Source organism: Xanthomonas cassavae CFBP 4642 (genome assembly GCF_000454545.1).
Lineage (GTDB): Bacteria > Pseudomonadota > Gammaproteobacteria > Xanthomonadales > Xanthomonadaceae > Xanthomonas > Xanthomonas cassavae.
Map to the genome: position 1 here is coordinate 2,873,338 of NZ_CM002139.1, position 25,755 is coordinate 2,899,092.

Consider the following 25,755-nt stretch of genomic DNA (forward strand, 5'->3'; position numbering starts at 1 on the left):
TGCGCGAACAAACAGCGCAGCGCGGCACCCAAGGCCGGCACGCAGCAGCGCGCCGGCGCAGCACCGGCTATTCCAGCTCGCCCCAGCGCGCGTAGGCCGCATCCAGCTGCGCCTGCGCATCGCTCAGTGCGGCGGTATGCGCCGCCATGGCCACGGTGTCGCGCTGGTAGAAGCCCGGGTCGTTCATCGCCTCGGTCAGTGCGGCCACCTGCTGTTCCAGCGTCTCGATCAGGCCGGGCAACTGCTCCAGCTCGCGTGCGTCCCTGTAGCTCAGTTTGCGCTTGGGCGCAGCCTCCACTGGCGCCGCAGCGGCCGCCGGCGCAGTCGCCACTGCGGTGGCGGTGGCGGTGGCCGAGGCCTTGGCCACCGCCATCGCGCTGGTCGCAGGGCTACGCCGCTGGCGCAGCGAATCGCTGTAGCCGCCGACGTAATCGCCAACCAGGCCATCGCCTTCCATCACCAGCGTGGAGGTCACTACGTTGTCGAGGAAGTCGCGGTCATGGCTGACCAGCAGCAGCGTGCCGCTGTAGTCGCCCAGCAATTCTTCCAGCAGCTCCAGCGTTTCCACGTCCAGATCGTTTGTGGGTTCGTCCATCACCAGCAGATTGGACGGCTGCGCGAACAGGCGTGCCAGCAACAGGCGATTGCGCTCGCCGCCGGACAGCCGGGTGATCGGCGCACGCGCGCGTTCGGGGGTGAACAAAAAGTCCTGCAGGTAGGCATGCACATGCTTGCGCTTGCCGTTGATTTCCAGGAAATCGCGGCCTTCGGCGACGTTCTCGATCGCGCTCCAGTCTTCGCGCAGGGTCGAGCGATACTGATCGAAGTAGGCAATCTGCAGATTGGTGCCGATGCGGATTTCGCCCTGCTGCGGCTGCAAGTCGCCCAGCAACAGCTTGAGCAAGGTGGTCTTGCCGCTGCCGTTCGGGCCGATCAGGCCGATGCGGTCGCCGCGCTGGATGATGGTGGAAAACTCCTTGACCATCGTGCGCGCACCGAACGCGAAGCCGACCTCCTTGGCCTCGATCACCTTTTTGCCGGACGACTCGCCCTGCGAGACTTCCATGCGCACGTTGCCGGTGAGCTCGCGCCGCTGCACGCGCTCGTTGCGCATCGATTCCAGGCGCCGTACGCGGCCTTCGTCGCGGGTGCGCCGCGCCTTGATGCCCTGCCGGATCCAGATTTCTTCCTGCGCCAGCAACTTGTCGAAGCGCGCATTCTCCTGCGCCTGCGCATTGAGCCGCTCTTCGCGACGACGCTCGTAATTGGCCCAGTCGCCCGGCCAGCTGGTGACCTGGCCACGATCGATCTCGACGATGCGGGTGGCCAGCGCACGCAGGAAGCGGCGGTCATGGGTGACGAACAGAACACTGCCGTTCCAGCCCTTCAGGAAGGTCTCGAGCCAGTCGATGGCTTCGATGTCCAGGTGGTTGGTCGGCTCGTCCAGCAGCAGCACATCCGGTGACGACACCAGCGAACGCGCCAGCAGCACGCGCCGCTTCATGCCGCCGGACAGTCGCGCGAACTGGGCATCGCCGTCCAGCTCCAGCTTTGTCAACGTCTCGCTGACGCGCTGGTCCAGCGCCCAGCCGTCGGCCGCATCGATCTTGGCCTGCACCTTGCCGAACGCGTCGGCGTCGAACACCTCGGCATGGCTGAGCTGGTGGAATTCGGCCAGCCAATGGCCCAACTCGCCCAGGCCATCGGCCACCACGTCGAACACGCTGCCGCCGGTGCCCTGCGGCACCTCCTGCTCCAGCCGCGCGATACGCACGCCCTGTTGCACGCGCACCTCGCCTTCATCGGGCCTGAGCTCGCCGGCGATCAGTTTCATCAAGGTCGATTTGCCGGCGCCGTTGCGACCGATCAGGGCGATACGCTCGCCCGGCTCGATCGTGAGGTCGGTTTTTTCCAGCAACAAGGGGCCGCCGACGCTGTAGTCGACGCTTTGCAGAGTGATTAAAGGCATGGGCCAATTGTACGGGATTGGTGATTGGGGATTCGGGATTGGCACAAGCGCACGCTGTCGCGGTGACGAATCCCGAATCCCTACTCCCCAATCCCGGCTAAAATGCGCCATGAACGAATTCTCCGCGCTGCCGCTGTCGCCGGCCCTGGCCCCCGGCATCGACGCCCTTGGCTACACCGTCCTCACTCCCATCCAGGCGCAGAGCCTGCCGCCGATCCTGCAGGGGCTCGATGTCATCGCGCAGGCGCCGACCGGCAGCGGCAAGACTGCCGCGTTCGGGCTTGGCCTGCTGCAAAAACTCGACCCCGCACTGACCCGCGCGCAGGCGCTGGTGCTGTGCCCCACCCGCGAGCTTGCCGACCAGGTCGGCAAGCAGCTGCGCAGGCTGGCCACCGGCATCCCCAACATGAAACTGGTGGTGCTGACTGGCGGCATGCCGCTCGGTCCGCAACTGGCCTCGCTGGAAGCGCACGACCCGCAGGTGGTGGTGGGCACACCCGGCCGCATCCAGGAGCTGGCGCGCAAGCGCGCCCTGCATCTGGGCGGCGTGCGCACCCTGGTGCTGGACGAGGCCGACCGTATGCTCGACATGGGCTTCGAAGAACCCATCCGCGAGATCGCCAGCCGCTGCGACAAACACCGCCAGAGCCTGCTGTTCTCGGCCACGTTCCCCGAGATCATCCGCACCCTGGCGCGCGAGATTCTGAAAGACCCGGTCGAAATCACCGTCGAAGGTGCCGACAATGCGCCGGAAATCGACCAGCAGTTCTTCGAAGTCGACCCGACCTATCGGCAGAAGGCGGTCGCCGGGCTATTGTTGCGCTTCAACCCCGAATCCAGCGTGGTGTTCTGCAACACGCGCAAGGAAGTGGATGAAGTGGCCGGCTCGCTGCAGGAGTTCGGCTTCTCCGCACTCGCGCTGCATGGCGACATGGAACAGCGCGACCGCGACGAAGTGCTGGTGCGTTTCGTCAACCGCAGCTGCAATGTGCTGGTGGCCAGCGATGTGGCGGCACGCGGGCTGGACGTGGAAGACCTCGCGGCCGTGGTCAACTACGAGCTGCCCACCGATACCGAAACCTACCGCCATCGCATCGGCCGTACCGCGCGTGCCGGCAAGCACGGATTGGCGCTCAGCCTGGTGGCCTCGCGCGAGAGCGGCCGCGCGCAGGCGCTGGAAGCCGAACAGGGCCTGCCACTGAAGTGGTCGCGCGCGCCCCTGGCCACCTCCCGCCCGGCGCAGCTGCCGCAGGCGGCGATGACCACCCTGCGCATCGACGGCGGCAAGACCGACAAACTGCGTGCCGGCGATATCCTCGGCGCACTGACCGGTGAAGCCGGGTTATCGGGCGCGGCGATCGGCAAGATCGCGATCTACCCCACCCGCTCCTATGTCGCCATCGCCCGCGCGCAGGTCGCCAAGGCGCTGGCGCATCTGCATGCGGGCAAGATCAAGGGACGCCGGTTCCGGGTCAGCAAGCTCTGAAGCCCCTGCGGCCGGCGCGTCGGCCAGCCGCAGCTTAGATCGGCTGACAGCGCGACTGCACCGCCGCTGCCCGACTCCTGGACAGCTACGCGGCGCTGTGCAGACTCAGTAGCACAGCGTTGCCAGCAACGGCACGTCATTTGCCCACTTCTCACGGCCCTGCAGCACCAATAGCTCGACCAGCACCGCCGCGCCGACCACTTCCAGCTCCAACTGTGCGGCCAGACTCAGGGCCGCGCGCAGCGTACCGCCGGTGGCAAGCACATCGTCGACGATCAACACGCGCGCGCCGCGTGGCAATGCATCCTCGTGCATTTCGATGCGGTCGGTAGCGTATTCCAGCGCATATTCCTGGACCAGCGTACGCCCGGGCAGTTTGCCGGGCTTGCGCACCGGCACAAAGCCGGTGCGCAGTTCGCGCGCCAGCGCCGCACCCAGAATGAAGCCGCGCGCCTCGATACCGAGCACGGCGTCCAGCGGCGTGGTCCGCCAGGGCTGCGCCATCTCGTCCAGCGCCGAGGCGAAGTCCGGGCCATCGGACAGCAGCGGGGTGATGTCCTTGAAGACGATGCCCGGCTTGGGAAAATCGGCGATGTCGCGGATTCGGCCTGCCCAGTGGTTGGGGCCGGAAGGGTGAGTGCCGGCGCAGCGGCTGCAATCAGTCATGGTGGTGATGGCATCATGGCCAGTGGGGACGCCCCCATTCTAGTTGGTGCACGCCGTTGACGCCGCCTTTACGGCATACCTGAATCTAAGCGCGTCAGGAACTGCACGAGAGCATCGAACACCCGGCGCGATCGCGTGCCCAGTCCGGGCGCCGTGCAGCGAATGCCTCGCGGCCTGGCTGATCGTCATAGGGCCGGCGCATGACTTCCAGCAGCTCCTGCACGCCCGCCGGCTCGCCCTGCTCGGCCCGGTCGATGGCCTGCTGCGCAAGATAATTGCGCAGGACATAGCGCGGATTGGCCTGGCGCATGCGCGCCCGCCGCTGCTCCGGGGCCTGCGGATCCTGGCGCAGCCGCGCGGCGTAACGCTGCAGCCATTCCTGCAACGGCACCAGCGCCGCCTGCCGCTGGTCCGGGTCGTAGAACGCGTCGCGCAGCAGTTCGGGATCGGGGTGCTCTGCAGACACGTCGATCAGGCCGCGGAAGGTCAGCGTCATGTCCATCTGGCCCTGCCGCATCAGCGCACGCAACGCATCGATCAGCGCCAGATCCTCGTCGCGGCACTCGGCGAGTCCGAGCTTGGCAGCGGTGTCACGTCGATCGCAGGCCAGATAGGTGTCGCGGAATCGGTCCAGCCCCTGCTGCAACGGTGCGGTATCGGCAAACAGCGGCGCCAGTGCCTGCGCCAGCCGCCCCAGATTCCAGTACGCCACCTGCGGCTGAGTGCCGAAGCGATAGCGCCGGCCTTGCGCATCGGTGGTATTGGGCGTCCAGTCCGGGTCGTAATCGTCGATCCAGCCGTAGGGGCCATAATCGATGGTCAGGCCCAGGATCGACATGTTGTCGGTGTTCATCACCCCATGCACGAAGCCCACCCGCATCCAGTGCGCCACCATCACCGCGGTGAGCTCGCAGATCTGCGCGAACCAATCGGCATGCAGCGTCTCGCCGGCCCCGGTCAGGGCGGGAAAATCGCGCGCAATGGCGAACTCCACCCATTGCCGCAACAGGGCCAGATCCCCACGCGCACTCGGCAGCTCGAAGTTGCCGAAGCGGATGAACGAGGGCGCCACCCGACACACGATCGCACCCGGCTCGCGTTGCGGGCGGCCGTCGTAAAACATGTCGCGCATCACGGCATCGCCGGTGGCGACCAGGCTCAATGCACGCGTGGTGGGCACACCCAGGTGATGCATCGCTTCGCTGCACAGGAATTCGCGGATCGACGAGCGCAACATCGCGCGGCCATCGGCACCACGCGAATACGGCGTGGGGCCGGCGCCCTTGAGCTGCAACTCGTAGCGCCCGCCATCGACACCGATCGCTTCGCCCAGCGAAATCGCCCGGCCGTCGCCCAGTTGCCCGGCCCAGTGCCCGAACTGATGGCCGCCATAGTTGACCGCCCATGGCTGCATGCCGGGGTACAGCGCGTTACCGCCGAACACCTTGGAAAACTGCGCGCTGCCGATCTCGGCCGCATCCAGCCCCAGCGCCTGCGCCATTTCGGACGAATGCGCGATCACCCGCGGAGCAGCAACCGGCGTCGGCAGTACCGACGACCAGGCTGCGGCCACCTCGCGGCGGCGCGGCCCTTGCTCCGGATCGCCGGGCAAGTCCCGGCGCAGACGATTATCGAACTGCAACTGTGTCATGCGGGAAGCCTAGGCCACTCAGGGTGAATGCGACACTGCCCACGCAGACCGGGGAGCTGCACTGCCTTGCATCGCGAAAGCGAGCGAGCTCGTCCTGCACATGTCGGCGACAACCGATCGTCACTAATGGGCGAGTTCGCTGCAGTAGCTCACCAGACAACAGGGCCGCCAGCGAATCGCTTGGCCTTGCGGCCGCCGCGCCGGTGCACCCTGCCCCATCCCCCAACCCGCACGGCCATCCCTGCGCCGTTTCCTGACGACATCGCCCATGCCCTCTCGCGCCTTCCGTTGGTTTCGCCCCGCCATCCTGCTGCTAGGCTCATTGGCCCTGACGGCTTGCAGCAGCGTGTTCTTCGGCGGCATCAACGCCGCCTCCAGCCGCGCCGGCATCATCGCGCACCCGAACCAGGTCTTCGACACCACACATGGCCTGGCGCTGGACGTCTACCAACCGCAGGGCGTGGTCAATGCACCGGTGGTGGTGTTCTTCTACGGCGGCACCTGGAAGCGCGGCTCGCGCGCCGACTACCGTTGGGTAGGGCGCGCCCTGGCCCGCCAGGGTGTGGTGGCGATGGTCGCCGACTACCGTAAATATCCGCAGGTCGGCTTGCAGGGCTTCATGACCGATGCCGCCGGCGCAACCGCCTGGGGCTATCGGCATGCGCAGGCGTATGGCGGCGATCCCAAGCGGCTGGCCGTGATGGGCCACTCGGCCGGGGCGCACATGGCCGTGTTGTTGGGCACCGATGCCCGCTGGCTGCATGCGCAGGATCTCAAACCGCGGCAGTTGTGCGGCGTCGTCGGATTGGCCGGCCCGTACGACTTCCTGCCGATGACCGATCCGGAGCTGGTCGAGATCTTTGGCGATGCCCCGGCCGCGCAACGGCAATCGCAGCCGGTGGAATATGTCGGCGGCGACGAACCGCCGATGCTGCTGCTCCATGGTGACGCCGACCGCGTGGTCGAGCTGGAAAACAGCAGCTCGCTGCAGAAGGCGCTGCACCGCAAGGGCGGCGTTGCCGAGATGAAGGTCTACCCAGGCATGGGCCATATGGGCATCGTGCTGGCACTGCGCAAACCGCCGCAACGCTCGGCGGTGCTGCGCGCCACCCTGGAATTCCTGCGCATCTGCAAGGCGCCGTGACGGCCGTGGCGAGCGCATCGACGCTCGTCGCAAACTGCGCTACTCATCAACGATTGGCCACCGACCAACGCCCAATCCAGGAAGAGACGCCGCTTACTCGTTCGCCGTCCGGTTCGCCGTCACGGCGTAATCCGGGGGCACCAGTGCTGCATCAATCGGCCGATTTGCCGCCCATCAGTTCGTACGGGCCGCCCCTCTTTAATGCAGCCTGATAGGCCGGCCGCGCCTCGACCCGTTCCAGAAAGGCACGCAGCTTCGGGTACGGCTCCAGTCCACCACCGCGTGCGGCTGCGGCCTGCACCGGAAAACTCATCTGGATGTCGGCGGCGGTAAAGCGCTCACCGGCAAACCATTGGTGGGCCTGCAGCGATTGCTCCATCCAGCCCAGATGCAACTTGACTTGCGGGCCGACAAAACCCGACATCGCCTTGTCCACGATCGCACGCGCAACGGGTTTGGCGAAAAACGGCATCGGCGCGCTGCGAATACGGCCGAAGATCAACGTCATCAGCAACGGCGGCATCGCCGAGCCTTCTGCGTAATGCATCCAGTAGCGGAACTGCTGGCGCTCGGGGGAATCGATCGGTCGCGCGGGGGGCGACAACGCGCATTCGGTGTCGTAGCGCTCGGTCAGATAGTCGAGGATTGCGCCGGACTCGGCGATGGTCAGCCCCCCATCCACGATCACCGGTGATTTACCAAGTGGATGGATCGCACGCAGCGCCGCCGATGCCAGCATGGTCTTGGGGTCGCGCTCGTGGCGCACGATCTGGTAAGGCAGCGCCAGCTCTTCAAGCAGCCACAGGACGCGCTGCGAACGGGAGTTATTGAGATGGTGAACAGTGATCATGGCAGCAGCCGCACACGGAAAGCACCATCCTAACCAGCCTCGCGTCGTCACTGCGCACACACCGACCACGCACGCCTTGAACGCGTTGCCAGAAGATGCCCAGACGCGGCGGCAACCCATCACCCGCCGCTTGTGGCCGGACGCATTGCTGCGGCACCACGCACCACGCGCTGAATTGAAGGCAGCGCCCCGCCGAAAGACGGCCCATCACCGTCTCAGCACCTTGGGCAGCACCTGCAGTGACAAGGCGACACGTGGACGCCACACCCACCGATGCAGATCGACGGGCAATAAAAAACGCCGGGCGCTTGCGCGACCGGCGTTTTTGGCAACCTTACGGTTGCAGACGGATTAGACCGCCTGCACCTGGTCAGCCTGCATGCCCTTCTGGCCCTGCACGGCGACGAAGGAAACCTTCTGGCCTTCCTGCAGCGACTTGAAGCCGGTGCCCTGGATGGCACGGAAGTGCACGAACAGGTCCGGGCCGCTTTCCGGGGTGATGAAGCCGAAGCCCTTGGCATCATTGAACCACTTCACGACACCGTTCTGACGATCTGACATTTTACTAACTCCTGAACTTTTGGATGGATAAATCGCAGCAACCGAAAAACCGGCGCTGAGACTGAGTTGCAGGCGTTGGTAAAGCGGAACGATGAAGCGGGATCGAATGAGATCTAGCTACACCAGGCCACGATTCACGGTGACCCTTGCAAACACAGTGGGTGCACAGTACTCGTGTTTTATGTAAAAAGCGACACCTTCAGACGAAAGTTTTGCTGTCGGGCATGTTCCGACCGCCTGTCGGGCCATTTCCCTCCCGATTTCACAGATGAATACGCCCAACCTGGCACGCCCGGCGCAGATCCGGGGGGACGCCGACGCCTGCCCTGCAGTCATCCGCGACATCCTGTTCCGCGCCGCCCGGCGCACCGGCATCCCGGCGACCCTGGTAGCCAACCACTACTTGCACCCCGACCCTGGCGCATGTGCGGGCCCTGCAGGTTCCCGGCGGACCCGATGCGGCCGACGACGCCTTTGCAGACCGGGTACAGCCAGGCCACCCGGTGGTGACTCAGGACATTGCGCTGGCGGCACGTGCGCTGGAGCGCGGTGCGGCAGCAGTCAGTCCGCGTGGCGAGCCCTTTTTTCCGGACACTCGCCGAACGCCTGTCGGTGCGTGGCTTTCTGGAAGAACTGCGCGGAGCCGGCGTGACCACGGGCGCTGCATGCACGCGACCGCCAGGCCTTTGCCGCACAGCTGGACCGCTGGCTGGCGCGGCAGCCCGCCCAACGCTAGCGTCCGCGCACCAACCCGCGGGCGTATCATGGCCGCCCTTTGCATCTGGTTTCCTGATGGCTCTCACCGCCACCGTCCGCAGGGCGGAACTGCAGATCAGCGACATGGATCGCGGCTATTACGCCAACCATTCGCTGACCCTGGCCCAGCACCCCTCCGAAACCGATGAACGGCTGATGGTGCGGTTGCTGGCATTCGCGTTGTTCGCCGACGACCGGCTGGAATTCGGCCGCGGCCTCAGCAACGACGACGAGCCGGACCTGTGGCGGCGCGACTACACCGGCGACCCCGACCTGTGGATCGACCTCGGCCAGCCCGACGAAAGCCGCGTGCGCAAGGCCTGCAATCGCTCGCGCGAGGTGGTGGTCATCGGCTACGGCGGCCAGGCCACCGAAACCTGGCGGAAAAAGCATGCCAATGCCATGGGCAGGCACCGCAACCTGCGCGTGATCGAACTCGAATCGCAGGCCACCGAGGCGCTGGGCGCATTGATCCAGCGCGGTATGCGCTTTGACGTGATCATCCAGGACGGCGAAGTGCAGATGCTGGCCGACCATGGCAGCGTCACCCTGACCCCGATGGTGCGGCAAGCGCCGGCCGAATGAACATGCGGTGCGACGTGCTGGTCATCGGCGCCGGGGCCGCCGGCCTGATGAGCGCCTTCACCGCCGGCCGCCGCGGCCGCCAGGTGCTGGTGATCGACCATGCCAACAAGGTGGGCAAGAAGATCCTGATGTCCGGCGGCGGGCGCTGCAACTTCACCAATACCGGCACCACGCCGGGCAACTTCATCTCCGCCAACCGGCATTTCTGCAAATCCGCCCTGGCGCGCTACAGCTCTGGCGATTTCGTGGAGCTGGTCGAACGCCATGGCATTGCGTACCACGAGAAGGAGCTGGGCCAGCTGTTCTGCGACATCTCGTCAAAGCAGATCGTGCGCCTGCTGCTGGACGAGTGCGAGGCGGCCGGGGTGCAGATCCGCACCCAGTGCGAGGTGCAATCTGTGCAGCGCGACAGCGACGGGTTCAGCGTGCAGACCAGCACCGGCCGCGTGCAGACGCAATCGCTGATCGTCGCCACCGGCGGGCTGTCGATTCCCAGCATGGGCGCCAGCGGCTTCGGCTATGCGCTGGCCCGACAGTTCGGTCACACGCTGCTGCCGACACGCGCCGGGCTGGTACCGCTCACCTTGAGCGGCAAGCACCAGGAGCGCCTGCAGGACCTGTCCGGGCTGGCCTTGCCGGTGGAAGCGCACTGCAACGGCGTCAGTTTCCGCAATTTCATGCTGCTGACCCATCGCGGCGTCAGCGGGCCGGCGATCCTGCAGATCTCTTCCTATTGGCAACCGGGCGAGGACCTGCGCCTGGACCTGCTGCCCGGCCACGATGCGGCAGCCTGGCTGCGCGAGCAGAAGCAGCAGCGTGGCGCCACCGAACTGCGCAACGTGCTGGGCGATGTGCTGCCGCGGCGCTTCGCGCAGCGGCTGTGCGAGGTCTGGCTGCCGGACCAGCCGGTGCGGCAGCTGGACCCGCCGCAGGTGCAGAGCGCGGCCGATCTGCTCGGTGCGTTTCCACTGATCGCCAGCGGAACCGAGGGCTACCGCACCGCGGAAGTCACCCTGGGCGGCGTCGATACCCACCAGGTCTCCAGTGCCACCATGGAGTCGCGGCTGACCGCCGGCCTGTACTTCGTCGGCGAGGTGCTGGATGTTACCGGCTGGCTGGGCGGGTACAACTTTCAGTGGGCGTGGGCATCCGGGCATGCCGCCGGAAGCGTGGCATAAGCGCACGGCTAGAAAAGCGCAGCGGCATCGGCGACCGAGTACGACATCGGCGCGCCTGGGACGACGACAGACACGGCAATCGTCCACGCATCGAAGGCCGATCACCCTGCTTGGCGTGGTCACCGGCGGCCTAATCCTTGCGCCACGTCTCACACTGGATGCGGCATGATCCACACACATGGACGTGTCAAACCCCTTCGTGTATTAAAGCCCGTCTCTAGGGAGCCGCGCATGCAAAAAGGCAAAGATCTCACCCTCCGCCTGATGATCGTCGACGACAGCGTGGAGAGTGCCGAGACCATCGTCACCGCGCTGCGCAACGGCGGCATTGCGGTGCGTCCATCGCGGCCGCAGAACCAGGAGGAGCTGGCCGGCATGCTCTCGGGTCAGATCGATCTGGCCATCCAGGGTCAGGCCCAGCAGGTGCCGATGAGCGCCCTGCAGGCGCAGATTGCAGGCAGCGGCAAGGACATTCCGGTCATCCTGCTGGCCGAGCGGATCGAAGAGAGCGCCATTGTCGAGGCAGCTTCCCATGGCGTGCGTGCCATCGCCTTGCGTCATCGTCCCGAGCATCTGCTGGCGCTGGTGCGCTCGGAGTGGGCCGACCTGCAGGCACGCCGTGGCCTGCGCCGCATCGAAGCGCAGATGCGCGAGACCGAGCGCCGCTGCGATGCGTTGATCGCTTCCTCGCGCGACCCCATCGCCTACGTGCACGAAGGCATGCATATCCGCGCCAATGAGGCGTATCTGGAAATGTTCGGCTTCGAGTCGTTCGACGATGTCGAGGGCGTCTCGCTGCTGGACATGATCGCCGCGCAATACGTCGACGATTTCAAGCAGCTGCTGAAGGCGATGGCCAAGGGCGAGCCGCCGCCGGCGCAGTACAAGGTCGACGCACGCCGGCTGGAAGGCGACACCTTCCCGGCAACGATGGAATTTGCCACCGCCACCTACGAAGGCGAGCCCTGCATCCAGGTGGTGTTCCGCCGCCGCGAGGAATTCGACCCGGAACTGGCACGCGAGGTCGAAGACCTGCGCCAGCGCGACCAGGTCACCGGCCTGCTCAACCGCCCCACCTTCATGGTGGCGCTGGAACAGGCGGTGGCACAGGCCGGCCGCAGCGAGGGCCAGTCCGGCTTCCTGCTGATCGAGCCCGACCACTACACGCGCATCCTCCCCGAGATTGGACTGGATTCGGCCGATGCCCTGATCGCCGCGATGGCCGCACATGTGGCCGGCGTGGTGGATGAGAGCGTGGTGGCCGCGCGCTTCGGCGAGCACAGTTTCGCGCTGCTGATGGACGGCAACTACGCGCGTACCCATGCCACGGCCGAAGCCGTGCGCGATGCGTTTGCGCAACATGTCTTCAGTGTCGGCGCGCGCTCGGCCACGGTGACCGTGAGCATCGGCGGGGTGCAGATCGGCGAAAAGATCGCCAGCATCGGCCAGGTGCTCAATCGCGGCACCGAGGCGGTGCGCACCACCGCCGAGCTGGGCGGCAATGCGGTCAGCATCTACGACCCGGCAGCCTCGGACCGGGCCGAGGAAGAACGCATCGCGCGCTGGGTCGAACACCTGCGCGAAGCGCTGGTGGGCGACGGCTTCCTGCTGCACTACCAGCCGGTGCTCAACCTGCAGGGCGAACCGCTGGAGCTGTACCAGGCCTTCCTGCGGCTGGAGCGCAACGGCGAGATGATGTCGCCGAACGCCTTCATGGCGATTGCCGAAGAACACGATCTGATCACCGAGATCGACCGCTGGGTGGTGGCGCGCGCGATCCGCCAGCTCGGCGAGCGGCAGCGTGCGGGGCACAAGACGCACCTGCTGGTCCGTATCGGGCCCAACTCGTTCTCCGACCCGCAGATGATCGACACCATCCGCGAGCAGTTGGCGGTCTACGGCGTACCGGGCGAACGGCTATGGCTGCAGACCCCGGAATCGAAGGTGTTCACGCATCTGCGCAATGCGCAGCAGTTTCTGGCGGCGGTATCGGCGATGGGCTGCAAGGTCGGGCTGGAACAATTCGGCTCGGGGCTGGACTCGTTCCAGCTGCTCGCACACTTCCAGCCGGCCTTCCTCAAGCTGGACCGCGGCATCACCGGCGACGTCGCCTCGGCCCGCGAAAGCCAGGAGAAGATTCGCGAAATCACCTCGCGCGCGCAGCCGGCCGGCATCTTGACCGTGGCCGAATTTGTTGCCGATGCGCAGTCGATGAGTAGTTTCTTCAGTGCAGGCGTGGACTATGTGCAAGGCGATTTCGTTGCGCCCACCGGGCCGCTGATGAACTACGAGTTCGGCTGAGGCAACCGAAAGCCGGTAACGCAGGAAAACAAAAAACCCGCAAGGCGCGGGTTTTTTTGTGTCCTTGAAGCCGATACGCTGTCGATGGGCTTGCGACTGGACGATGCAGCGGGCGACTGTAGCGTTGAGTGTGGGTGGCGCGCTCAAGTGGCCCTTGCACCGATGATCGGTACCGACTGGGGAGGCGGCTCCCGCATCACGCGGAGCCGCCGCGATCTCGGAGCCATTTATAGTGCCGTGCCATTGGCCGCACGCAGCGCGGCAATACGCTCGCTCAACGGCGGGTGGCTCAGGAACAGACGACGCAACCCATCGCCGACCGCGCCGGAGATACCGAAGGCCTGCACCTGCGAGGGCAAGCTGCTCTGCCCGTGATTGAGCGACAGGCGTTCCAGGGCGGAGATCATCTTGCCGCGGCCGGCCAGCTGTGCGCCACCGGCATCGGCGCGGAACTCGCGACCACGCGAGAACCACATCGCGATCATGGTAGCGAACATCCCCAGCACCATCTCCAGCGCGAACACGATGATGTAGTAAGCGAAACCACGGCCACCCTCACGGTTGCCCGACAAGGTGCTGTCGATAACACCGCCAACCACGCGCGCCAGCACGATCACGAAGGTGTTCAGCACACCCTGCAGCAGGGCCATGGTCACCATGTCGCCATTGGCCACGTGGGCGATCTCGTGGCCGAGCACGGCCTCGGCCTCGTCCTGGCTCATGTTCTGCAGCAGGCCGGTCGAAACGGCGACCAGCGCGTTGTTGCGATTGGCCCCGGTGGCAAAGGCATTGATGTCCGGTGCGTCGTAGATCGCCACTTCCGGCATGCCGATGCCGGCAGCCTGGGCCTGGCGCTGGACCGTCTCGACCAGCCAGCGCTCGGTCGGCGTGCGCGGCGCGGTGATCACCTGGGCGCCGGTGCTGCGCTTGGCCATGAACTTGGACAGCAGCAGCGAGATGAAGGAACCGCCGAAGCCGAAGATGGCGCCCATCACCAGCAGGCCGCCCATCTGTGCGGAATTGACGCCCAACACCGACATGACGACGCTGGCGAGCAGCAACACCGCCAGATTGGTCGCAAGGAACAGGAAAATGCGGTTGAACATGACGCGCGGGCTCCGCTCGAAGGGGATGAACTGCTGGGGATCTGCGGACATCACCGCTTGAAATCAAGCGCATACCTGACCGACGATTCAGCCGTCCATGCCCTCACCTTCCTACCGCGGCCGCTTCGCGCCCTCCCCGACCGGACCGCTGCACTTCGGCTCGCTGCTGGCCGCCTTCGGCAGCTGGCTGCTCGCCCGCCATGCCGACGGGCAGTGGTGCGTGCGCATCGAAGACATCGATCCACCACGCGCCGAAGCCGGTGCGTCCGAGCGCCAACTGCGCACCCTGGCTGCCTTTGGCCTGGTGTCGGACCTGCCGGTGATCCGGCAATCCGATCGCGACGTGCATTACACCACCGCACTCACCACCCTGATGGAGGCCGGGCTGGCGTTCGAATGCAGCTGCAGCCGTGCCGATCTGGCGGACATGGGCGGTATCCACCATGCCTGTGTCGCGCCCCTGGGCGCACGCCGCGCGGTACGCCTGCGGGTGCCGCCGCAGCCGCCGGTCGGCTTCGACGATGCGTTGCAGGGTCACGTGGTGCAGGACGTCCATGCGGACGTGGGCGATGTGGTGCTGCGTCGTGCGGACGCCTACTGGGCCTACCAGCTTGCCGTGGTCGTGGACGATGCGGCGCAGGCCATCACCGACGTGGTGCGCGGCGCCGACCTGCTCGATTCCACCCCGCGCCAGCTGGTGCTGCAGCGCGCACTGGGCCTGCCGCAGCCGCGCTACCTGCACCTGCCGCTGATCCTGGACGCCGAGGGCCGCAAGCTGTCCAAGTCGCATGCCGCCCCGGCGTTGGACGATGCCGACCCGCTGCCGGCGCTACGCGCCGCCTGGCAGGCACTGGGCCAGCCGCCTGCTGCACTGCCGCGCCACGGCGGCGTGGACACGCTGCTGCAGCATGCCGTGCAGCATTTTTCGCCGGAGTTGCTGCGGGCAACGCCCACGCCCGGCCTGGCCATGCGCGCATCGCCCCCGCTGCGTGACTAGAATTGCGCCCCAGCACCGGCATCCGGGCGCGGCGCCTGCGCCACGGCCCTGATCGCCTCCAGTCTTACCTGCTCATTGGAGTCGTCATGACATCTCGCGTCGCATTGGTCACCGGCGGCACCGGCGGTATCGGTACCGCCATCTGCAAGCGCCTGGCCGACCAGGGCCATCGGGTCGCCAGCAATTTTCGCAACGAGGAAAAGGCCCGCGACTGGCAACAACGCATGCAGGCGCAGGGCTACGAGGTGGCCTTGTTCCGTGGCGATGTGGCCTCGTCCGAACATGCGCGCGCCTTGGTGGAAGATGTCGAAGCGGCGCTGGGGCCGATCGAGGTCTTGGTCAACAACGCCGGCATCACCCGCGACACCACCTTCCACCGCATGACCGCCGAACAGTGGCACGACGTCATCAACACCAACCTCAACTCGGTGTTCAACGTCACCCGCCCGGTGATCGAGGGCATGCGCAAGCGCGGTTGGGGCCGGGTGATCCAGATCAGCTCCATCAACGGGCTCAAGGGCCAGTACGGCCAGGCCAATTACGCCGCGGCCAAGGCCGGCATGCACGGCTTCACCATTTCGCTGGCGCGCGAGAACGCCGCCTTCGGCGTCACCGTCAACACGGTCTCGCCCGGTTACGTGGCCACCGACATGGTCATGGCGGTGCCGGAGGAAGTGCGCGCCAAGATCGTGGCCGACATCCCCACCGGCCGCCTGGGCCGCCCGGAAGAGATCGCCTACGCGGTGGCGTTCCTGGTGGCGGAAGAGGCCGCCTGGATCACCGGCGCCAACATGGACATCAACGGCGGCCACCACATGGGCTGGTGACCCTTGCTGCAACTTTGCGGTGCAGCATGGATTTGCCCCGAAAACCATGCTGCGCAACATTTTCAATGTGTCCGTTTAAGCAAATAAGGCGGTTTGGCTGTTGCAACCGCTGCTGCGCTGCGCCATCCTGCGCGCACTATCAGTGCGAGTGAACGTTCCATGGCCGGACTTCGCATCATCAAGAAGTATCCCAATCGCCGTCTCTACGACACCGAGATTTCCAGTTACATCACGATCGAAGACGTACGCCAGCTGATCATCGATGGCGAAGAGTTCGAAGTCCGCGACGCCAAGAGTGGCGAAGATTTGAGCCGCGCGGTCCTGTTGCAGATCATCGCCGACCAGGAACAGGACGGCGAACCGATGCTGTCCACCCAGCTGCTCAGCCAGATCATCCGCTTCTACGGGGATTCGCTGCAGGGCTTTATGGGCAATTACCTGGAGCGCAGCATGCAGGTGTTCCTGGACCAGCAACAGCAGTTCCGCCAACAGATGGGCAACCTGCTCGGGCAGACTCCGTGGGCGATGATGAACCAGCTGACCGAGCGCAACCTGGAGCTGTGGCAGGAATTCCAGCGCAACTTCGGCGCCGGTTTCGGCCGTCCGGGCGGCCCCGGCACGCCGCCGACTCCGCCCGGCGCCGGCAGCATGGGCAGCGGTCCGATGGGCACCGGCACGCATGGCGCATCGGGCAACCACTCCGGCACCGCCGGCAAGGCCCGCAACCGCGGGTGATCGATCGTCGCGCGTGGGGCCGAACGGCTCTACGCGCAAACCGTCAGCGGCCGGCCTGCGCAGCGCAGACCGAGCAGATCCGCTCCACGTGGTAGCCGCGGCCGCGCAAGCGCTCCACCACGCCATCGTTGCCCAGCAGGTGCAAGGCACCGACCACCACCAGCGTGGTTCCGCTGCCCTTGCCCAATTGCGTTTCCAATCGCGGTACCCAACGCGCGTTGCGCTCGACGTTGATGTCCTGATACAGCGCCGGATACTGTCTGCGCATGTCCTCGCCCATCTGCGTGGTCAGCGTCTGCACGTCGCCGTTGCGCCAGGCTGCATGCAGCTGGCGCAGCTGGTCGGTGGTATCGGCTTCGTCCAGCGCTTCTTCGAGCAACTGGTGCTGCTCGGTGGGGGTCATGCCGTCGAGCAGGGTGAGCTGTTCCTCGGCGCGTTCCAGCCCGTCGGCCGGCCTGCCGCGGGACTGCGCCTGCTGCATCAGGTAATGGTCCAGGCCCGCGTTCGGGTCCATGCCCTGGAGCGCCATCTCGGCCAGGCTGATCGACAGCGCCACGAACCACGGCTTGAGCGACTGCAGCGCCTCGAGCGACATGCCGTGCTTGCGCGCATAGGCACTGAGTGCCTGCCAGGTCCTGGCATCCAGCGCGTCCTGCAGGGTGCGCCCGTCGGTGCGCCGTGCCACCTGCAGCATGCGCGCGGCCAGCTCCGGCGATTGCGCATCGGCCGGCGGCAGCTCGAACAACAGGCGGTCGGCCTTGGCGAATGCCTGCATCACGTCCGGCGACAGCGGGTAGTCGCTGGGCTTGAGCACATGGAACGAGCCCAGCAAGTAGAGCGTGCCGCCCTTGCCGTCGACCTTCCACAGCAATGGTACCGGCGGGCCGGCAGGCGCATCGGCAGTACCGCGCGCCCAGCTCGAGGCAACCGCCCCGCTCCATAGCGCCAGCACCAACAGTGCCCCGCCCCACCAGCCAGCGAACCGCGCACGTCCACGCATGGTCATCGAAACTCCTGTCACCGCGCCCCCTTCGCCACGTCAGTGCGGCACCTTGTAGGTCTTCTCGCCCGCCGCGACCGCCAGGTCGATGCGGTTTTCCGGGGGCGGCAATGGGCAGGTGGCAAATGGCGTGAACGCGCATGGCGGGTTGTAGGCGCGATTGAAATCCACCACCACGTGCCCGGAGACGTCGGGCACCTCCAGGTCCAGGAAGCGCCCGGCCGGATAGCTGCCGTGCCCGCTGGTGCGATCGGCGAACACCACCAAGCCCGGGCGGCCAGGTTCGCCGATCGTTTCCAGGCGATAGGTCTTGCCATCGCGTTCGAACTCGATCGCGCCGGCATTGGCCTGCGCGCTGGTGATGCCGACGATGTCCACGATCGGCAGGGTCTTGCCGACATCGTTGGGCACGTAACGCGCGGTAATGCGCCAGGACGGATCCACCGGCCAATGATCCAATCCGGTGAATGCGGTGCGCGATGGCGCATCGGCATGCTTGACCCGCAGCGCGTAACGGTCGCCGCGATGGATCAGGCTGAGCACGCCCTTGCCGTCGTCGAACCGGATCAGGGTGGGCTGCAAATCGCGATCGGACTGGAAGCGGATCCTGCCGGTCAGCGGCTTGCCATCGACGGTGAGCGCGGCGCCGCGCTCGGGCACGAACCACACCGTCGAGCCCTCGGTCGACACCATGCCCATCTTCGGCGGCCCGACCGCGAGCCTGATGCCGCTGTCGGCACTGCGGCCGATGTAATGCGCCTTCAGCGTCAGCCAGTGCAGGCCGACCAGGCTGGTCCAGCCATCGGGTGCACGCAACTCTTCCAGGCGGCTTTCGCGCCAGGCTGCGGTGTCGGCCAGAAAGGCCTTGTCCAGCACCACCGGCGCAGCCGCCGGCGGCGCATCGCGGCCGCAACCGGCCAGCGTTGCCACCACCAGCATGACCATCCACCAGCGTCTCCCCCTGTGCACTGCCATTACCGCCCCCTGAGAAACCAACGATCGATTTCGCCCAGCGTAAACCGAGCCCAGGTGGGACGGCCATGGTTGCATTGGCCCGAGCGCTCGGTGGCTTCCATGTCGCGCAGCAAGGCATTCATTTCCGGCACGGTGAGGCGGCGGTTCGCACGCACCGCGCCGTGGCAGGCCATGGTCGACAGCAGCTCGTCGCGGGCACTGGCGATGCGGCGGCTCTGGCCATGCTCGCGCAGATCGCCCAGCACGTCGCGCAGCAAGGCCTCCGGCTCGGCATTGGCCAGCAGCGCGGGAATGCTGCGCACGTGCAACGATTGCGGGCCGGCACGGGTGATGTCGAAGCCCAGGCTGGCCAGGGTGTCGGCTTCGCGCTCGGCGGTATCGGATTCGCGCTCGCCCACGGCCAGCGTCATCGGCACCAGCAGCGGCTGCGCATGCAGGCCGATACTGTCGTGGGCGTTCTTCAGGCGTTCGTAGCCGATGCGTTCGTGCGCGGCGTGCATGTCCACCACGATCAGGCCTTCGGCGTTCTCGGCCAGGATATAGATGCCGTGCAGCTGCGCCACGGCATAGCCGAGCGGCGGCACACCACTGTCTGCAGCGGTGGGCGGCAGACCGGTGCCGGAGACCACCGGCACGACGCTCGACGCCTGTGCGGCGCTGTCGGGCGGTGCGTACAGCGCGCTGTAGGCCGCGCGAGCCTCGTCCACGCGCAGGCCGAGCGGCGTCTGCGACGGGCGCCAGCTGGCATAGCCTGTCGAGCCACCGCCACTCCCCGCAGCAGGCCCATAACTGGCACCACCACCACCGAAGTTACCAGGCGCACCCGGCGCAGCCAGGGTGTCACCCGCGGCATCGCTGCCGATGCTGCCGGGCATGGCACCGGCGCGGGTCTGTGCCAGCGCGTCCTGCAGGGTGCGATAGACGAAATCGTGGATCAGCCGCGCCTCGCGGAAGCGCACCTCGTGCTTGGCCGGATGCACATTGACGTCCACCCGCGCCGGATCCAGTTCCAGGAACAAGACGTAGGCCGGCTGGCGCCCATGGAACAGCACATCGCCATAGGCCATCTTGACCGCATGCGCCACGCTACGGTCGCGCACCGAGCGGCCGTTGACGTAGAGATACTGCTGGTCGGTGCTGGCACGCGAGTAATGCGGCTGCGCCACCCAGCCGTGCAGGCGCAGGCCGGCGCCGCTGTGATCCACCCGCAAGGCCTGGCGCGCGAAATCCTCGCCCAGCGTTTCGCCCAGGCGCGCATCCGAATACAGATCGCCCGGTTTGTACCGGCGCGAAGGCTTGCCGTTGTGCGAGATGCGCAATTCCACGTCCGGCCGCGCCAGCGCCAACGAGCGCAGCCATTCTTCGATGTGCCCGAGCTCGGTGCGTTCGGCGCGCAGGAACTTGCGTCGCGCCGGCACGTTGAAGAACAGCTCGCGTACTTCCACCGTGGTGCCGGGCGCGTGCGCATGCGGTGTCACCTCGCCCAGGCGCCCGCCTTCGATCTGCAGCACCGAGCCATGGTCGGCATCGTGACGGCGCGAGATCAGGGTGAAACGGCTGACCGAGGCGATCGACGGCAGCGCTTCGCCGCGGAATCCCAGCGTGGCGACGGTTTCCAGATCATCCAGCGAGGCGATCTTGCTGGTGGCATGCCGCGACACCGCCAGCGGCAGCTCGTCCGCGGTGATGCCGCCGCCATTGTCGCGGATGCGGATCAGCCGTACGCCGCCCTCTTCCAGATCGATGTCCACGCGGCTGGCGCCGGCATCGAGCGCGTTCTCGACCAGTTCCTTGACCACCGAGGCAGGCCGCTCGACGACCTCGCCGGCAGCGATCTGGTTGATCAGGATCTCGGGCAGCTGACGGATCGCCATCAGCGCGCACTCCGGCGCAGGACGCGCGGCATGCAGGACATCGGGGGTGACACGGACAAGACAGACCTCGGCACGGCAACCCGGCGGCGCACAGGCGCCGACATCTCGGGAATCAGTGCCGAATGATAGCCGAGCGTGTCAGCGGCTGCCGCCGGCCACGGTGCCCACGGCGGCCTCGGCCTCGGCCTGCGCGCGTGCTGCAAACAAGGTGCCCGGTGGCGGCTGGCGGGTGAAGAAGGTATCGATGCCGTCCAGCACTGCTGCGGCGATCTTGCGCTGGTAGGCCGGGTCGATCAGGCGACGCTCTTCGTCCGGATTGGAAATGAAGGCCGTTTCCACCAGCATGGCCGGCATGTCCGAGGTGCGCAGCACCGCGAAGTTGGCGCGCTCCAGTTGCGGCTTGTGGTTATTGCCGATGCGCTTGAGGCCACCCAGCACATGGCTGGCCGCGTCTTCGGAAGCCTTCATGTGGCCGCTTTGCGCAAGATCCAGCAACACGTTGGCCAGGGTGCTTTCGGTCTGCTGCAGGCGCACGCCGCCGACCAGATCGGCGGCATTTTCCTTGTCGGCCAGCCAGCGCGCGCGTTGCGAAGAGGCGCCCTTGGTCGAAAGCACATATACGGACGAGCCGGTGGCGCTGCGGTTTTCCGCAGCGTCGGCATGGATCGAGATAAAGATGTCGGCCTTGGCGGCGCGCGCCTTTTGCGCGCGCATCGGCAACGGAATGAACACGTCGGTATCGCGCGTCAGATAGGCCTTCATGCCGGGCGTGGCGTTGATCTGGCGCGCCAGCTCACGGCCCACGGCCAGGGTGACGTCCTTTTCGCGCTTGCCGGTGGGGCCCATTGCGCCCGGATCCTGGCCGCCGTGACCGGGATCGATGGCGACGATCAACGGCCGCATGCCAGGCGCCATCTTGACCCGCGACGCTTCGCTGGGCAGGACCGGACGCGGGGGCGCATCGTCATCCGCACTGGCAACGGCTGCGCCCGGCGTGGACACGCCCGCGGCCGCAGCTCCCGTCGGTGCGCTTGCGCCATTGAGAATGGCGGCGGCAGTCGCGCCGCCCGTCTGACCGCCGGTGCCTGTGCCACGCGCAGGGCCGGCGGCAGATGCCACCGCAGCAGCAGTGCCTGGACGCGGCGTCGGCACACCGGTAGCAACCGTGGTGGGCACCGCAGCCGGAGTGACGGTCGGCATGGCCGATGCAGGAACGGCAACAGCAACCCGAGTAGCAGCAGGCGGTGGAACAGGTGTGGGCGCTGGCGGCGGCGCGGAGAGCGCGCGTTGCGCCGACGCCGCCAGTGCCGCGGTGGCGCGCGCGGCTTCGGCCTGTGCGTTGAGCGGGCGTGGCGGCGGCGCGCTCGCAGTGCCGGTCGCAGCAACCGCAGTTGCGGCTGCCGGAGTCGGATCGCCCGGCCACTCGATCACCAGCGTCGAAGCGCTGCCCAGGGTCTGCATCTGCGGCTTCAACGCGGTGACCGGGCTCGCAAGTTCGAACACCACGCGGAACGTGCCCGGCACCGGCTGACCCGTGCGCACCGACGTCACCAGGCCAGTGGCGGCCGGTAGTGTGAGACCACGCGCTGCCGCCGAATCCGGGAAGTCCACCACCAGGCGGTTCGGGTTGACCAGCGACAAGGTCTTGAAGCCACCGCTACCGGCGAGCTGGATCTCGGCCCGCGTGCCGGTGGCGCCGGTGGTCACGCCAACGCCCTTGATTTCGCCGGCCCAGGCAGCAAAAACCGCCAGGCTGAGGCTGGCGGTCAGGACGGAAAGACAAACTTGGCGGATCCCCGGTGTCATGGCGCTGGATTCAATCATCCACGCCTGTGAATTGCAAGGTGATTTCCCTTAATAATCCGTAACCTGGCGTTCATTCTTCCTGTTCGCCGGCAAAAAGGGGCTGCAACTCGACCTGATCGACCAACGCCCGCAGCCAGTCGCGCCCGGTTGTGCTGCGACCGAGCAGGTGCACACGGCGGCCGTCGCCGTCTACCGCCAGTTCCACATCCAGATCCACCGGTGGCAGCGCGCCTGCACCGCGCTCGGGCCATTCGATCAACCACAGGCTGGCACTGCCCTCGTCCAGGCCGAGGAAATCCAGTTCGCCCGCGTTGCCGATGCGGTACAGATCCAGATGCCAGGCTTCGTCGCCGGTCGCCAGCCGATAGCGCTCGATCAGCGTGTAGGTGGGGCTGCGGATCGGGCCGGTGACGCCGAGTGCGCGCAGCAGGGCGCGCGCCAGGGTGGATTTGCCGGCGCCCAGATCGCCCTGCAGCTGTACCACCGCAGTGGCGGGCCGCACCGCCGCCAGTGCACGGCCCAGGGTTTCGGTGGCGTCGGCATCGATCAGATGGGCGTCGAGCTGGGTCATGGACGGGTTCCGGAGTTGGCAAGGCGGCGCAGCGGCGGCAGCAGGTCGGTCGGCAGCAGCCCGCGCTCGCCCTCGCAGGCGGCCGCATCGCCGGCGCAGCCATGCAGCAAGGCGCCCAGGCTGGCCGCATCGAGCGGCGACCACCCCTGCCCCAGCAGGGCGGCGATCACACCGGTCAGCAGATCGCCCATGCCGCCGACCGCCATGCCGGGGTTGCCGGCGTCGATGATGCGCGGCACTGCGTGCGGCGCGGCGACCACGCTGCCGGCGCCTTTGAGCACCACCACCGCGTCGTAGCGCTGCGCCAGCGCGGCGGAGGCCGCCAGGCGGTCGTGCTGGATGTCTGCGGTCGACACCCCGAGCAGGCGTCCGGCCTCGCCAGGATGCGGGGTGAGCACGCGCGGGCCACGCGCAGGCAGCGGATTGCCGGCCAGCAGGTTCAGCGCATCGGCATCGATGACCAGCGCTGTGTCGGTCGCCAGCGCGGCCTGCCACAACGCCTGCGCCCAGGCGTCCTGGCCCAGCCCGGGCCCCAGCGCGATCACATCGGCGGCCTCGGCGAGGGCGGCGATTTCGTCGCCGGCCTGCACCGCGCGTGCCATCGCCTCGGGGCAGCGCGCCAGCAGCGGCGCGACATGCTCGGCGCGCGTGGCCACCTGCCCCAATCCGGCACCGCTGCGCAGCGCCGCCTCGGCGGTCAGCAGGATGGCGCCGCCGCTGCCGAGATTGCCGCCAATGCACAGCACACGCCCGGACTCGCCCTTGTGGGTATTGCGCCGCCGTGGGCGCAACTGCGCAGCCAGTGCATCGCTCTCCCAGCCGTGCGCGGCAGGCGCCAGCCCGTCGAATGCGGAGGGCGGCACGTCCAGCGCTGCGATGCCGCGCTCGCCGGAATACTCCAGCGCATCGCCGGTATGCAGGCCGACGTGCGGCACGATGAATTGCAGGGTGGCCTCCGCACGCACGGCGGTTCCGAAGGCCACGCCGTGATCGGCATCGATGCCGCTGGGCACATCCAGCGCCAGGACCGGTCGACCGGCCGCATTGATGGCCTCGATCAGCGCGGCGGTCGGCGCATCCGGCGCGCGGTTCAGGCCGATCCCGAACAGCGCATCGACGATCACATCGGCCTGCGCCAGTGGATACGGAAACAGTTCGATGGCGCCGCCCACCGCCAGATAGTCGGTACAGGCGCGCTGTGCCAGGACCGAGCCAGGCCCGTGTCCGGGTAGATGCACCACCCGCACCTGGCGTCCGGCCCGCTGCGCCAGCCGCGCCAGCACATAGCCATCGCCACCGTTGTTGCCGGTGCCGCATACCACCACGATGCGGCGCGCCTGCGGCCAGCGTTCCAGCAGCCACTGCCAGGCGGCCTGGCCGGCGCGTTGCATCAGCGTGTAGCCATCGCCACCGAGCAGCGTGGTGGCCCGCGCATCGAGCGTGCGCGCGGCAGCGGTATCGTAAAGAGCAGGCGGTGCGTACATGCCGGGAATTCTATACTTGTCGCCATGTCCGCCGTCCTCGCCCGCCCCGACCCCGCCGATGCTGCCGCGCGCATCCGCGTGCTTGCGCGCGAAGCGGGCTTTCAACGCTGCGGCATCACCGGTATCGAACTGGGCGAAGACGAAGCGCATCTGCGCAGCTGGCTGGCAGAAGGCCTGTACGGCACCATGCACTGGATGGCCCAGCACGGCGACAAGCGCTCGCGCCCGCAGGAGCTGGTGCCAGGCACCTTGCGGGTGCTGTCGGTGGGCATGGATTATGGCCGCAAGGACGACACCGAAGCCTGGAACACCTTGCACGACGGCACCCGTGCCTACGTGGCGCGCTACGCCCTGGGACGCGACTACCACAAGCTGATGCGCAACCGGCTGCAGACGCTGGCCGAGCGCATCCAGGGCGAGATCGGCAGCTTCGGTTACCGCGTATTCGTGGATTCCGCGCCGGTACTGGAGCGCGCGCTGGCGCGCAACGCCGGGCTGGGCTGGATCGGCAAACACACCTGCCTGATCGATCGCAACGGCGGCTCGTGGTTTTTCCTGGGCGAGATCTACCTGGACCTGCCGCTGCCGATCGATACGCCCGCCACCGCGCATTGCGGCACCTGCACGCGTTGCATCGACATCTGCCCCACCCAGGCCATCATCGCCCCCTATCGCCTGGATGCACGCCGCTGCATCGCCTACCTCACCATCGAACACGATGGCGCCATTCCCGAAGACATGCGCAAGCCGATCGGCAACCGCATCTTTGGTTGCGACGATTGCCAGCTGATCTGCCCCTGGAACAAGTTCGCCAAGCGCACCGACGAAGCCGACTTCCGCGCCCGCAACGACCTGGATGTGGCCACGTTGCCACAGCTGTTCGCCTGGAACCAGGCCGAGTTCCTGCAGCGCACCGAAGGCAGCCCGCTCCGCCGCAGTGGACACGAGCGCTGGCTGCGCAACATCGCGGTGGGCCTGGGCAATGCACCGGGCACGCCGGAGGTTCTGGCGTCGCTGGAGGCACGCCGGCACGATGAATCCGGACTGGTGCGCGAACACGTGGGCTGGGCGCTGGCGCAACATGGCCTGTGAGCGGCCTGCATCCGGTTGACCGCACTGCACTCCACCGCTGGTTGCGGCCACGTCGTCGCGCGCATCAGGCCATCGCTGCAGCCGGGGCGTCGTGGCGTCACCTCAGCCGATCACCCAGGATCTGCGCCGCTGCGGGATAAT

21 protein-coding genes and 1 pseudogene are annotated in these 25,755 nt (G+C 67.1%); 10 read left to right on the forward strand and 12 right to left on the reverse strand.

The genetic code is table 11. The features are described from left to right. Positions 1-67 precede the first annotated feature (67 nt). Positions 68-1,969 carry an ATP-binding cassette domain-containing protein gene (locus tag XCSCFBP4642_RS0112815; RefSeq protein ID WP_029220138.1) on the reverse strand — a complete coding sequence of 634 codons (1,902 nt, stop codon included), beginning with the start codon at positions 1,967-1,969 and terminating at the stop codon, positions 68-70. A gap of 109 nt (positions 1,970-2,078) precedes the next feature. Between XCSCFBP4642_RS0112815 and dbpA the strand changes: the two genes are divergently transcribed. Further along, the gene (gene dbpA, locus XCSCFBP4642_RS0112820; protein ID WP_029220139.1) at positions 2,079-3,455 is read left to right on the forward strand and encodes an ATP-dependent RNA helicase DbpA; all 1,377 of its coding nucleotides are present in this window, start codon (positions 2,079-2,081) and stop codon (positions 3,453-3,455) included. Positions 3,456-3,560: 105 nt separating this feature from the next. On the opposite strand, the gene XCSCFBP4642_RS0112825 is transcribed toward dbpA, so the two are convergent. Together XCSCFBP4642_RS0112825 and XCSCFBP4642_RS0112830 are read right to left on the reverse strand one after the other, a co-directional pair. Continuing rightward, positions 3,561-4,121 (reverse strand): adenine phosphoribosyltransferase, encoded by a 561-nt coding sequence (locus tag XCSCFBP4642_RS0112825; protein ID WP_029220140.1) that lies wholly within the window; start codon positions 4,119-4,121, stop codon positions 3,561-3,563. Positions 4,122-4,215: 94 nt separating this feature from the next. Then, positions 4,216-5,772: a protein adenylyltransferase SelO gene (locus XCSCFBP4642_RS0112830; RefSeq protein WP_029220141.1), complete on the reverse strand. Its 1,557-nt coding sequence runs from the start codon at positions 5,770-5,772 to the stop codon at positions 4,216-4,218. A gap of 268 nt (positions 5,773-6,040) precedes the next feature. Between XCSCFBP4642_RS0112830 and XCSCFBP4642_RS0112835 the strand changes: the two genes are divergently transcribed. Beyond that, a complete protein-coding gene (locus tag XCSCFBP4642_RS0112835; RefSeq protein WP_029220142.1) occupies positions 6,041-6,916 on the forward strand; it encodes an alpha/beta hydrolase in 876 nt (291 codons plus the stop codon). A gap of 151 nt (positions 6,917-7,067) precedes the next feature. On the opposite strand, the gene XCSCFBP4642_RS0112840 is transcribed toward XCSCFBP4642_RS0112835, so the two are convergent. After that, positions 7,068-7,766 (reverse strand): glutathione S-transferase family protein, encoded by a 699-nt coding sequence (locus XCSCFBP4642_RS0112840; RefSeq protein WP_029220143.1) that lies wholly within the window; start codon positions 7,764-7,766, stop codon positions 7,068-7,070. Positions 7,767-8,117: 351 nt separating this feature from the next. Then, positions 8,118-8,327, reverse strand: coding sequence for a cold-shock protein (locus XCSCFBP4642_RS0112845; RefSeq protein ID WP_011037431.1), 210 nt, complete (start codon positions 8,325-8,327; stop codon positions 8,118-8,120). A 268-nt stretch (positions 8,328-8,595) separates the two neighbouring features. Between XCSCFBP4642_RS0112845 and XCSCFBP4642_RS27085 the strand changes: the two are divergent. From XCSCFBP4642_RS27085 to XCSCFBP4642_RS0112860, 4 genes and pseudogenes are all read left to right on the forward strand, one after another. Further along, positions 8,596-9,063: pseudogene (locus XCSCFBP4642_RS27085) on the forward strand (YaiI/YqxD family protein). Between the two features lie 56 nt (positions 9,064-9,119). Continuing rightward, on the forward strand, positions 9,120-9,668 hold the full coding sequence (locus XCSCFBP4642_RS0112850; protein WP_029220144.1) for a YaeQ family protein: 549 nt from the start codon (positions 9,120-9,122) through the stop codon (positions 9,666-9,668). Next, entirely contained in the window at positions 9,665-10,846 is a 1,182-nt protein-coding gene (locus tag XCSCFBP4642_RS0112855; RefSeq protein ID WP_029220145.1) for a BaiN/RdsA family NAD(P)/FAD-dependent oxidoreductase, read from the forward strand. The genes XCSCFBP4642_RS0112850 and XCSCFBP4642_RS0112855 overlap by 4 nt, the downstream gene beginning before the upstream one ends. Positions 10,847-11,077: 231 nt before the next feature. Then, complete coding sequence (locus XCSCFBP4642_RS0112860; RefSeq protein ID WP_029220146.1) at positions 11,078-13,147, forward strand: EAL domain-containing response regulator; 2,070 nt, start codon at positions 11,078-11,080, stop codon at positions 13,145-13,147. A gap of 227 nt (positions 13,148-13,374) precedes the next feature. Here the strand turns inward: XCSCFBP4642_RS0112860 and htpX are convergent, their stop codons facing one another. After that, the gene (gene htpX / locus XCSCFBP4642_RS0112865; RefSeq protein ID WP_029220147.1) at positions 13,375-14,253 is read right to left on the reverse strand and encodes a protease HtpX; all 879 of its coding nucleotides are present in this window, start codon (positions 14,251-14,253) and stop codon (positions 13,375-13,377) included. 97 nt (positions 14,254-14,350) lie between these two features. On the opposite strand from htpX, the gene gluQRS reads away from it, so the two are divergent. From gluQRS to phaR, 3 genes are all read left to right on the forward strand, one after another. Beyond that, positions 14,351-15,250 (forward strand): tRNA glutamyl-Q(34) synthetase GluQRS, encoded by a 900-nt coding sequence (gene gluQRS, locus XCSCFBP4642_RS0112870; protein ID WP_029220148.1) that lies wholly within the window; start codon positions 14,351-14,353, stop codon positions 15,248-15,250. Between the two features lie 86 nt (positions 15,251-15,336). Then, positions 15,337-16,077, forward strand: a complete 741-nt coding sequence (gene phbB, locus XCSCFBP4642_RS0112875) for a beta-ketoacyl-ACP reductase (protein ID WP_029220149.1) — start codon at positions 15,337-15,339, stop codon at positions 16,075-16,077. 159 nt (positions 16,078-16,236) lie between these two features. Continuing rightward, the gene (gene phaR, locus XCSCFBP4642_RS0112880) at positions 16,237-16,812 is read left to right on the forward strand and encodes a polyhydroxyalkanoate synthesis repressor PhaR (RefSeq protein WP_029220150.1); all 576 of its coding nucleotides are present in this window, start codon (positions 16,237-16,239) and stop codon (positions 16,810-16,812) included. Between the two features lie 43 nt (positions 16,813-16,855). Here phaR and XCSCFBP4642_RS0112885 read toward each other — a convergent pair whose 3' ends face one another. From XCSCFBP4642_RS0112885 to XCSCFBP4642_RS0112910, 6 genes are all read right to left on the reverse strand, one after another. Continuing rightward, on the reverse strand, positions 16,856-17,818 hold the full coding sequence (locus XCSCFBP4642_RS0112885) for a TraB/GumN family protein (RefSeq protein WP_029220151.1): 963 nt from the start codon (positions 17,816-17,818) through the stop codon (positions 16,856-16,858). 33 nt (positions 17,819-17,851) lie between these two features. Continuing rightward, on the reverse strand, positions 17,852-18,787 hold the full coding sequence (locus XCSCFBP4642_RS0112890) for a DUF1684 domain-containing protein (protein WP_029220152.1): 936 nt from the start codon (positions 18,785-18,787) through the stop codon (positions 17,852-17,854). Further along, on the reverse strand, positions 18,787-20,661 hold the full coding sequence (mutL, locus tag XCSCFBP4642_RS0112895; protein ID WP_029220153.1) for a DNA mismatch repair endonuclease MutL: 1,875 nt from the start codon (positions 20,659-20,661) through the stop codon (positions 18,787-18,789). The genes XCSCFBP4642_RS0112890 and mutL overlap by 1 nt, the downstream gene beginning before the upstream one ends. 138 nt (positions 20,662-20,799) lie before the next feature. After that, positions 20,800-22,467 (reverse strand): N-acetylmuramoyl-L-alanine amidase, encoded by a 1,668-nt coding sequence (locus XCSCFBP4642_RS0112900; RefSeq protein ID WP_029220154.1) that lies wholly within the window; start codon positions 22,465-22,467, stop codon positions 20,800-20,802. A gap of 70 nt (positions 22,468-22,537) precedes the next feature. Next, positions 22,538-23,038 carry a tRNA (adenosine(37)-N6)-threonylcarbamoyltransferase complex ATPase subunit type 1 TsaE gene (gene tsaE, locus XCSCFBP4642_RS0112905; protein ID WP_029220155.1) on the reverse strand — a complete coding sequence of 167 codons (501 nt, stop codon included), beginning with the start codon at positions 23,036-23,038 and terminating at the stop codon, positions 22,538-22,540. Continuing rightward, the gene (locus XCSCFBP4642_RS0112910) at positions 23,035-24,522 is read right to left on the reverse strand and encodes a bifunctional ADP-dependent NAD(P)H-hydrate dehydratase/NAD(P)H-hydrate epimerase (protein WP_029220156.1); all 1,488 of its coding nucleotides are present in this window, start codon (positions 24,520-24,522) and stop codon (positions 23,035-23,037) included. The genes tsaE and XCSCFBP4642_RS0112910 overlap by 4 nt, the downstream gene beginning before the upstream one ends. Before the next feature lie 24 nt (positions 24,523-24,546). Between XCSCFBP4642_RS0112910 and queG the strand changes: the two genes are divergently transcribed. Next, the gene (queG, locus tag XCSCFBP4642_RS0112915; RefSeq protein ID WP_029220157.1) at positions 24,547-25,614 is read left to right on the forward strand and encodes a tRNA epoxyqueuosine(34) reductase QueG; all 1,068 of its coding nucleotides are present in this window, start codon (positions 24,547-24,549) and stop codon (positions 25,612-25,614) included. Positions 25,615-25,755: the final 141 nt, after the last annotated feature.

Bases quoted from the DNA above. Each gene is read 5' to 3' on its own strand.
- XCSCFBP4642_RS0112885 (WP_029220151.1), bottom strand. From the start codon at position 17,818: ATGACCATGCGTGGACGTGCGCGGTTCGCTGGCTGGTGGGGCGGGGCA.
- XCSCFBP4642_RS0112890 (WP_029220152.1), bottom strand. From the start codon at position 18,787: ATGGCAGTGCACAGGGGGAGACGCTGGTGGATGGTCATGCTGGTGGTG.
- XCSCFBP4642_RS0112850 (WP_029220144.1), top strand. From the start codon at position 9,120: ATGGCTCTCACCGCCACCGTCCGCAGGGCGGAACTGCAGATCAGCGAC.
- XCSCFBP4642_RS0112825 (WP_029220140.1), bottom strand. From the start codon at position 4,121: ATGACTGATTGCAGCCGCTGCGCCGGCACTCACCCTTCCGGCCCCAAC.
- XCSCFBP4642_RS0112840 (WP_029220143.1), bottom strand. From the start codon at position 7,766: ATGATCACTGTTCACCATCTCAATAACTCCCGTTCGCAGCGCGTCCTG.
- phaR (WP_029220150.1), top strand. From the start codon at position 16,237: ATGGCCGGACTTCGCATCATCAAGAAGTATCCCAATCGCCGTCTCTAC.
- tsaE (WP_029220155.1), bottom strand. From the start codon at position 23,038: ATGACCCAGCTCGACGCCCATCTGATCGATGCCGACGCCACCGAAACC.
- mutL (WP_029220153.1), bottom strand. From the start codon at position 20,661: ATGGCGATCCGTCAGCTGCCCGAGATCCTGATCAACCAGATCGCTGCC.
- XCSCFBP4642_RS0112910 (WP_029220156.1), bottom strand. From the start codon at position 24,522: ATGTACGCACCGCCTGCTCTTTACGATACCGCTGCCGCGCGCACGCTC.
- XCSCFBP4642_RS0112835 (WP_029220142.1), top strand. From the start codon at position 6,041: ATGCCCTCTCGCGCCTTCCGTTGGTTTCGCCCCGCCATCCTGCTGCTA.
- XCSCFBP4642_RS0112830 (WP_029220141.1), bottom strand. From the start codon at position 5,772: ATGACACAGTTGCAGTTCGATAATCGTCTGCGCCGGGACTTGCCCGGC.
- XCSCFBP4642_RS0112815 (WP_029220138.1), bottom strand. From the start codon at position 1,969: ATGCCTTTAATCACTCTGCAAAGCGTCGACTACAGCGTCGGCGGCCCC.
- XCSCFBP4642_RS0112845 (WP_011037431.1), bottom strand. From the start codon at position 8,327: ATGTCAGATCGTCAGAACGGTGTCGTGAAGTGGTTCAATGATGCCAAG.
- dbpA (WP_029220139.1), top strand. From the start codon at position 2,079: ATGAACGAATTCTCCGCGCTGCCGCTGTCGCCGGCCCTGGCCCCCGGC.
- gluQRS (WP_029220148.1), top strand. From the start codon at position 14,351: ATGCCCTCACCTTCCTACCGCGGCCGCTTCGCGCCCTCCCCGACCGGA.
- XCSCFBP4642_RS0112860 (WP_029220146.1), top strand. From the start codon at position 11,078: ATGCAAAAAGGCAAAGATCTCACCCTCCGCCTGATGATCGTCGACGAC.
- queG (WP_029220157.1), top strand. From the start codon at position 24,547: ATGTCCGCCGTCCTCGCCCGCCCCGACCCCGCCGATGCTGCCGCGCGC.
- phbB (WP_029220149.1), top strand. From the start codon at position 15,337: ATGACATCTCGCGTCGCATTGGTCACCGGCGGCACCGGCGGTATCGGT.
- XCSCFBP4642_RS0112855 (WP_029220145.1), top strand. From the start codon at position 9,665: ATGAACATGCGGTGCGACGTGCTGGTCATCGGCGCCGGGGCCGCCGGC.
- htpX (WP_029220147.1), bottom strand. From the start codon at position 14,253: ATGTTCAACCGCATTTTCCTGTTCCTTGCGACCAATCTGGCGGTGTTG.
- XCSCFBP4642_RS0112900 (WP_029220154.1), bottom strand. From the start codon at position 22,467: ATGACACCGGGGATCCGCCAAGTTTGTCTTTCCGTCCTGACCGCCAGC.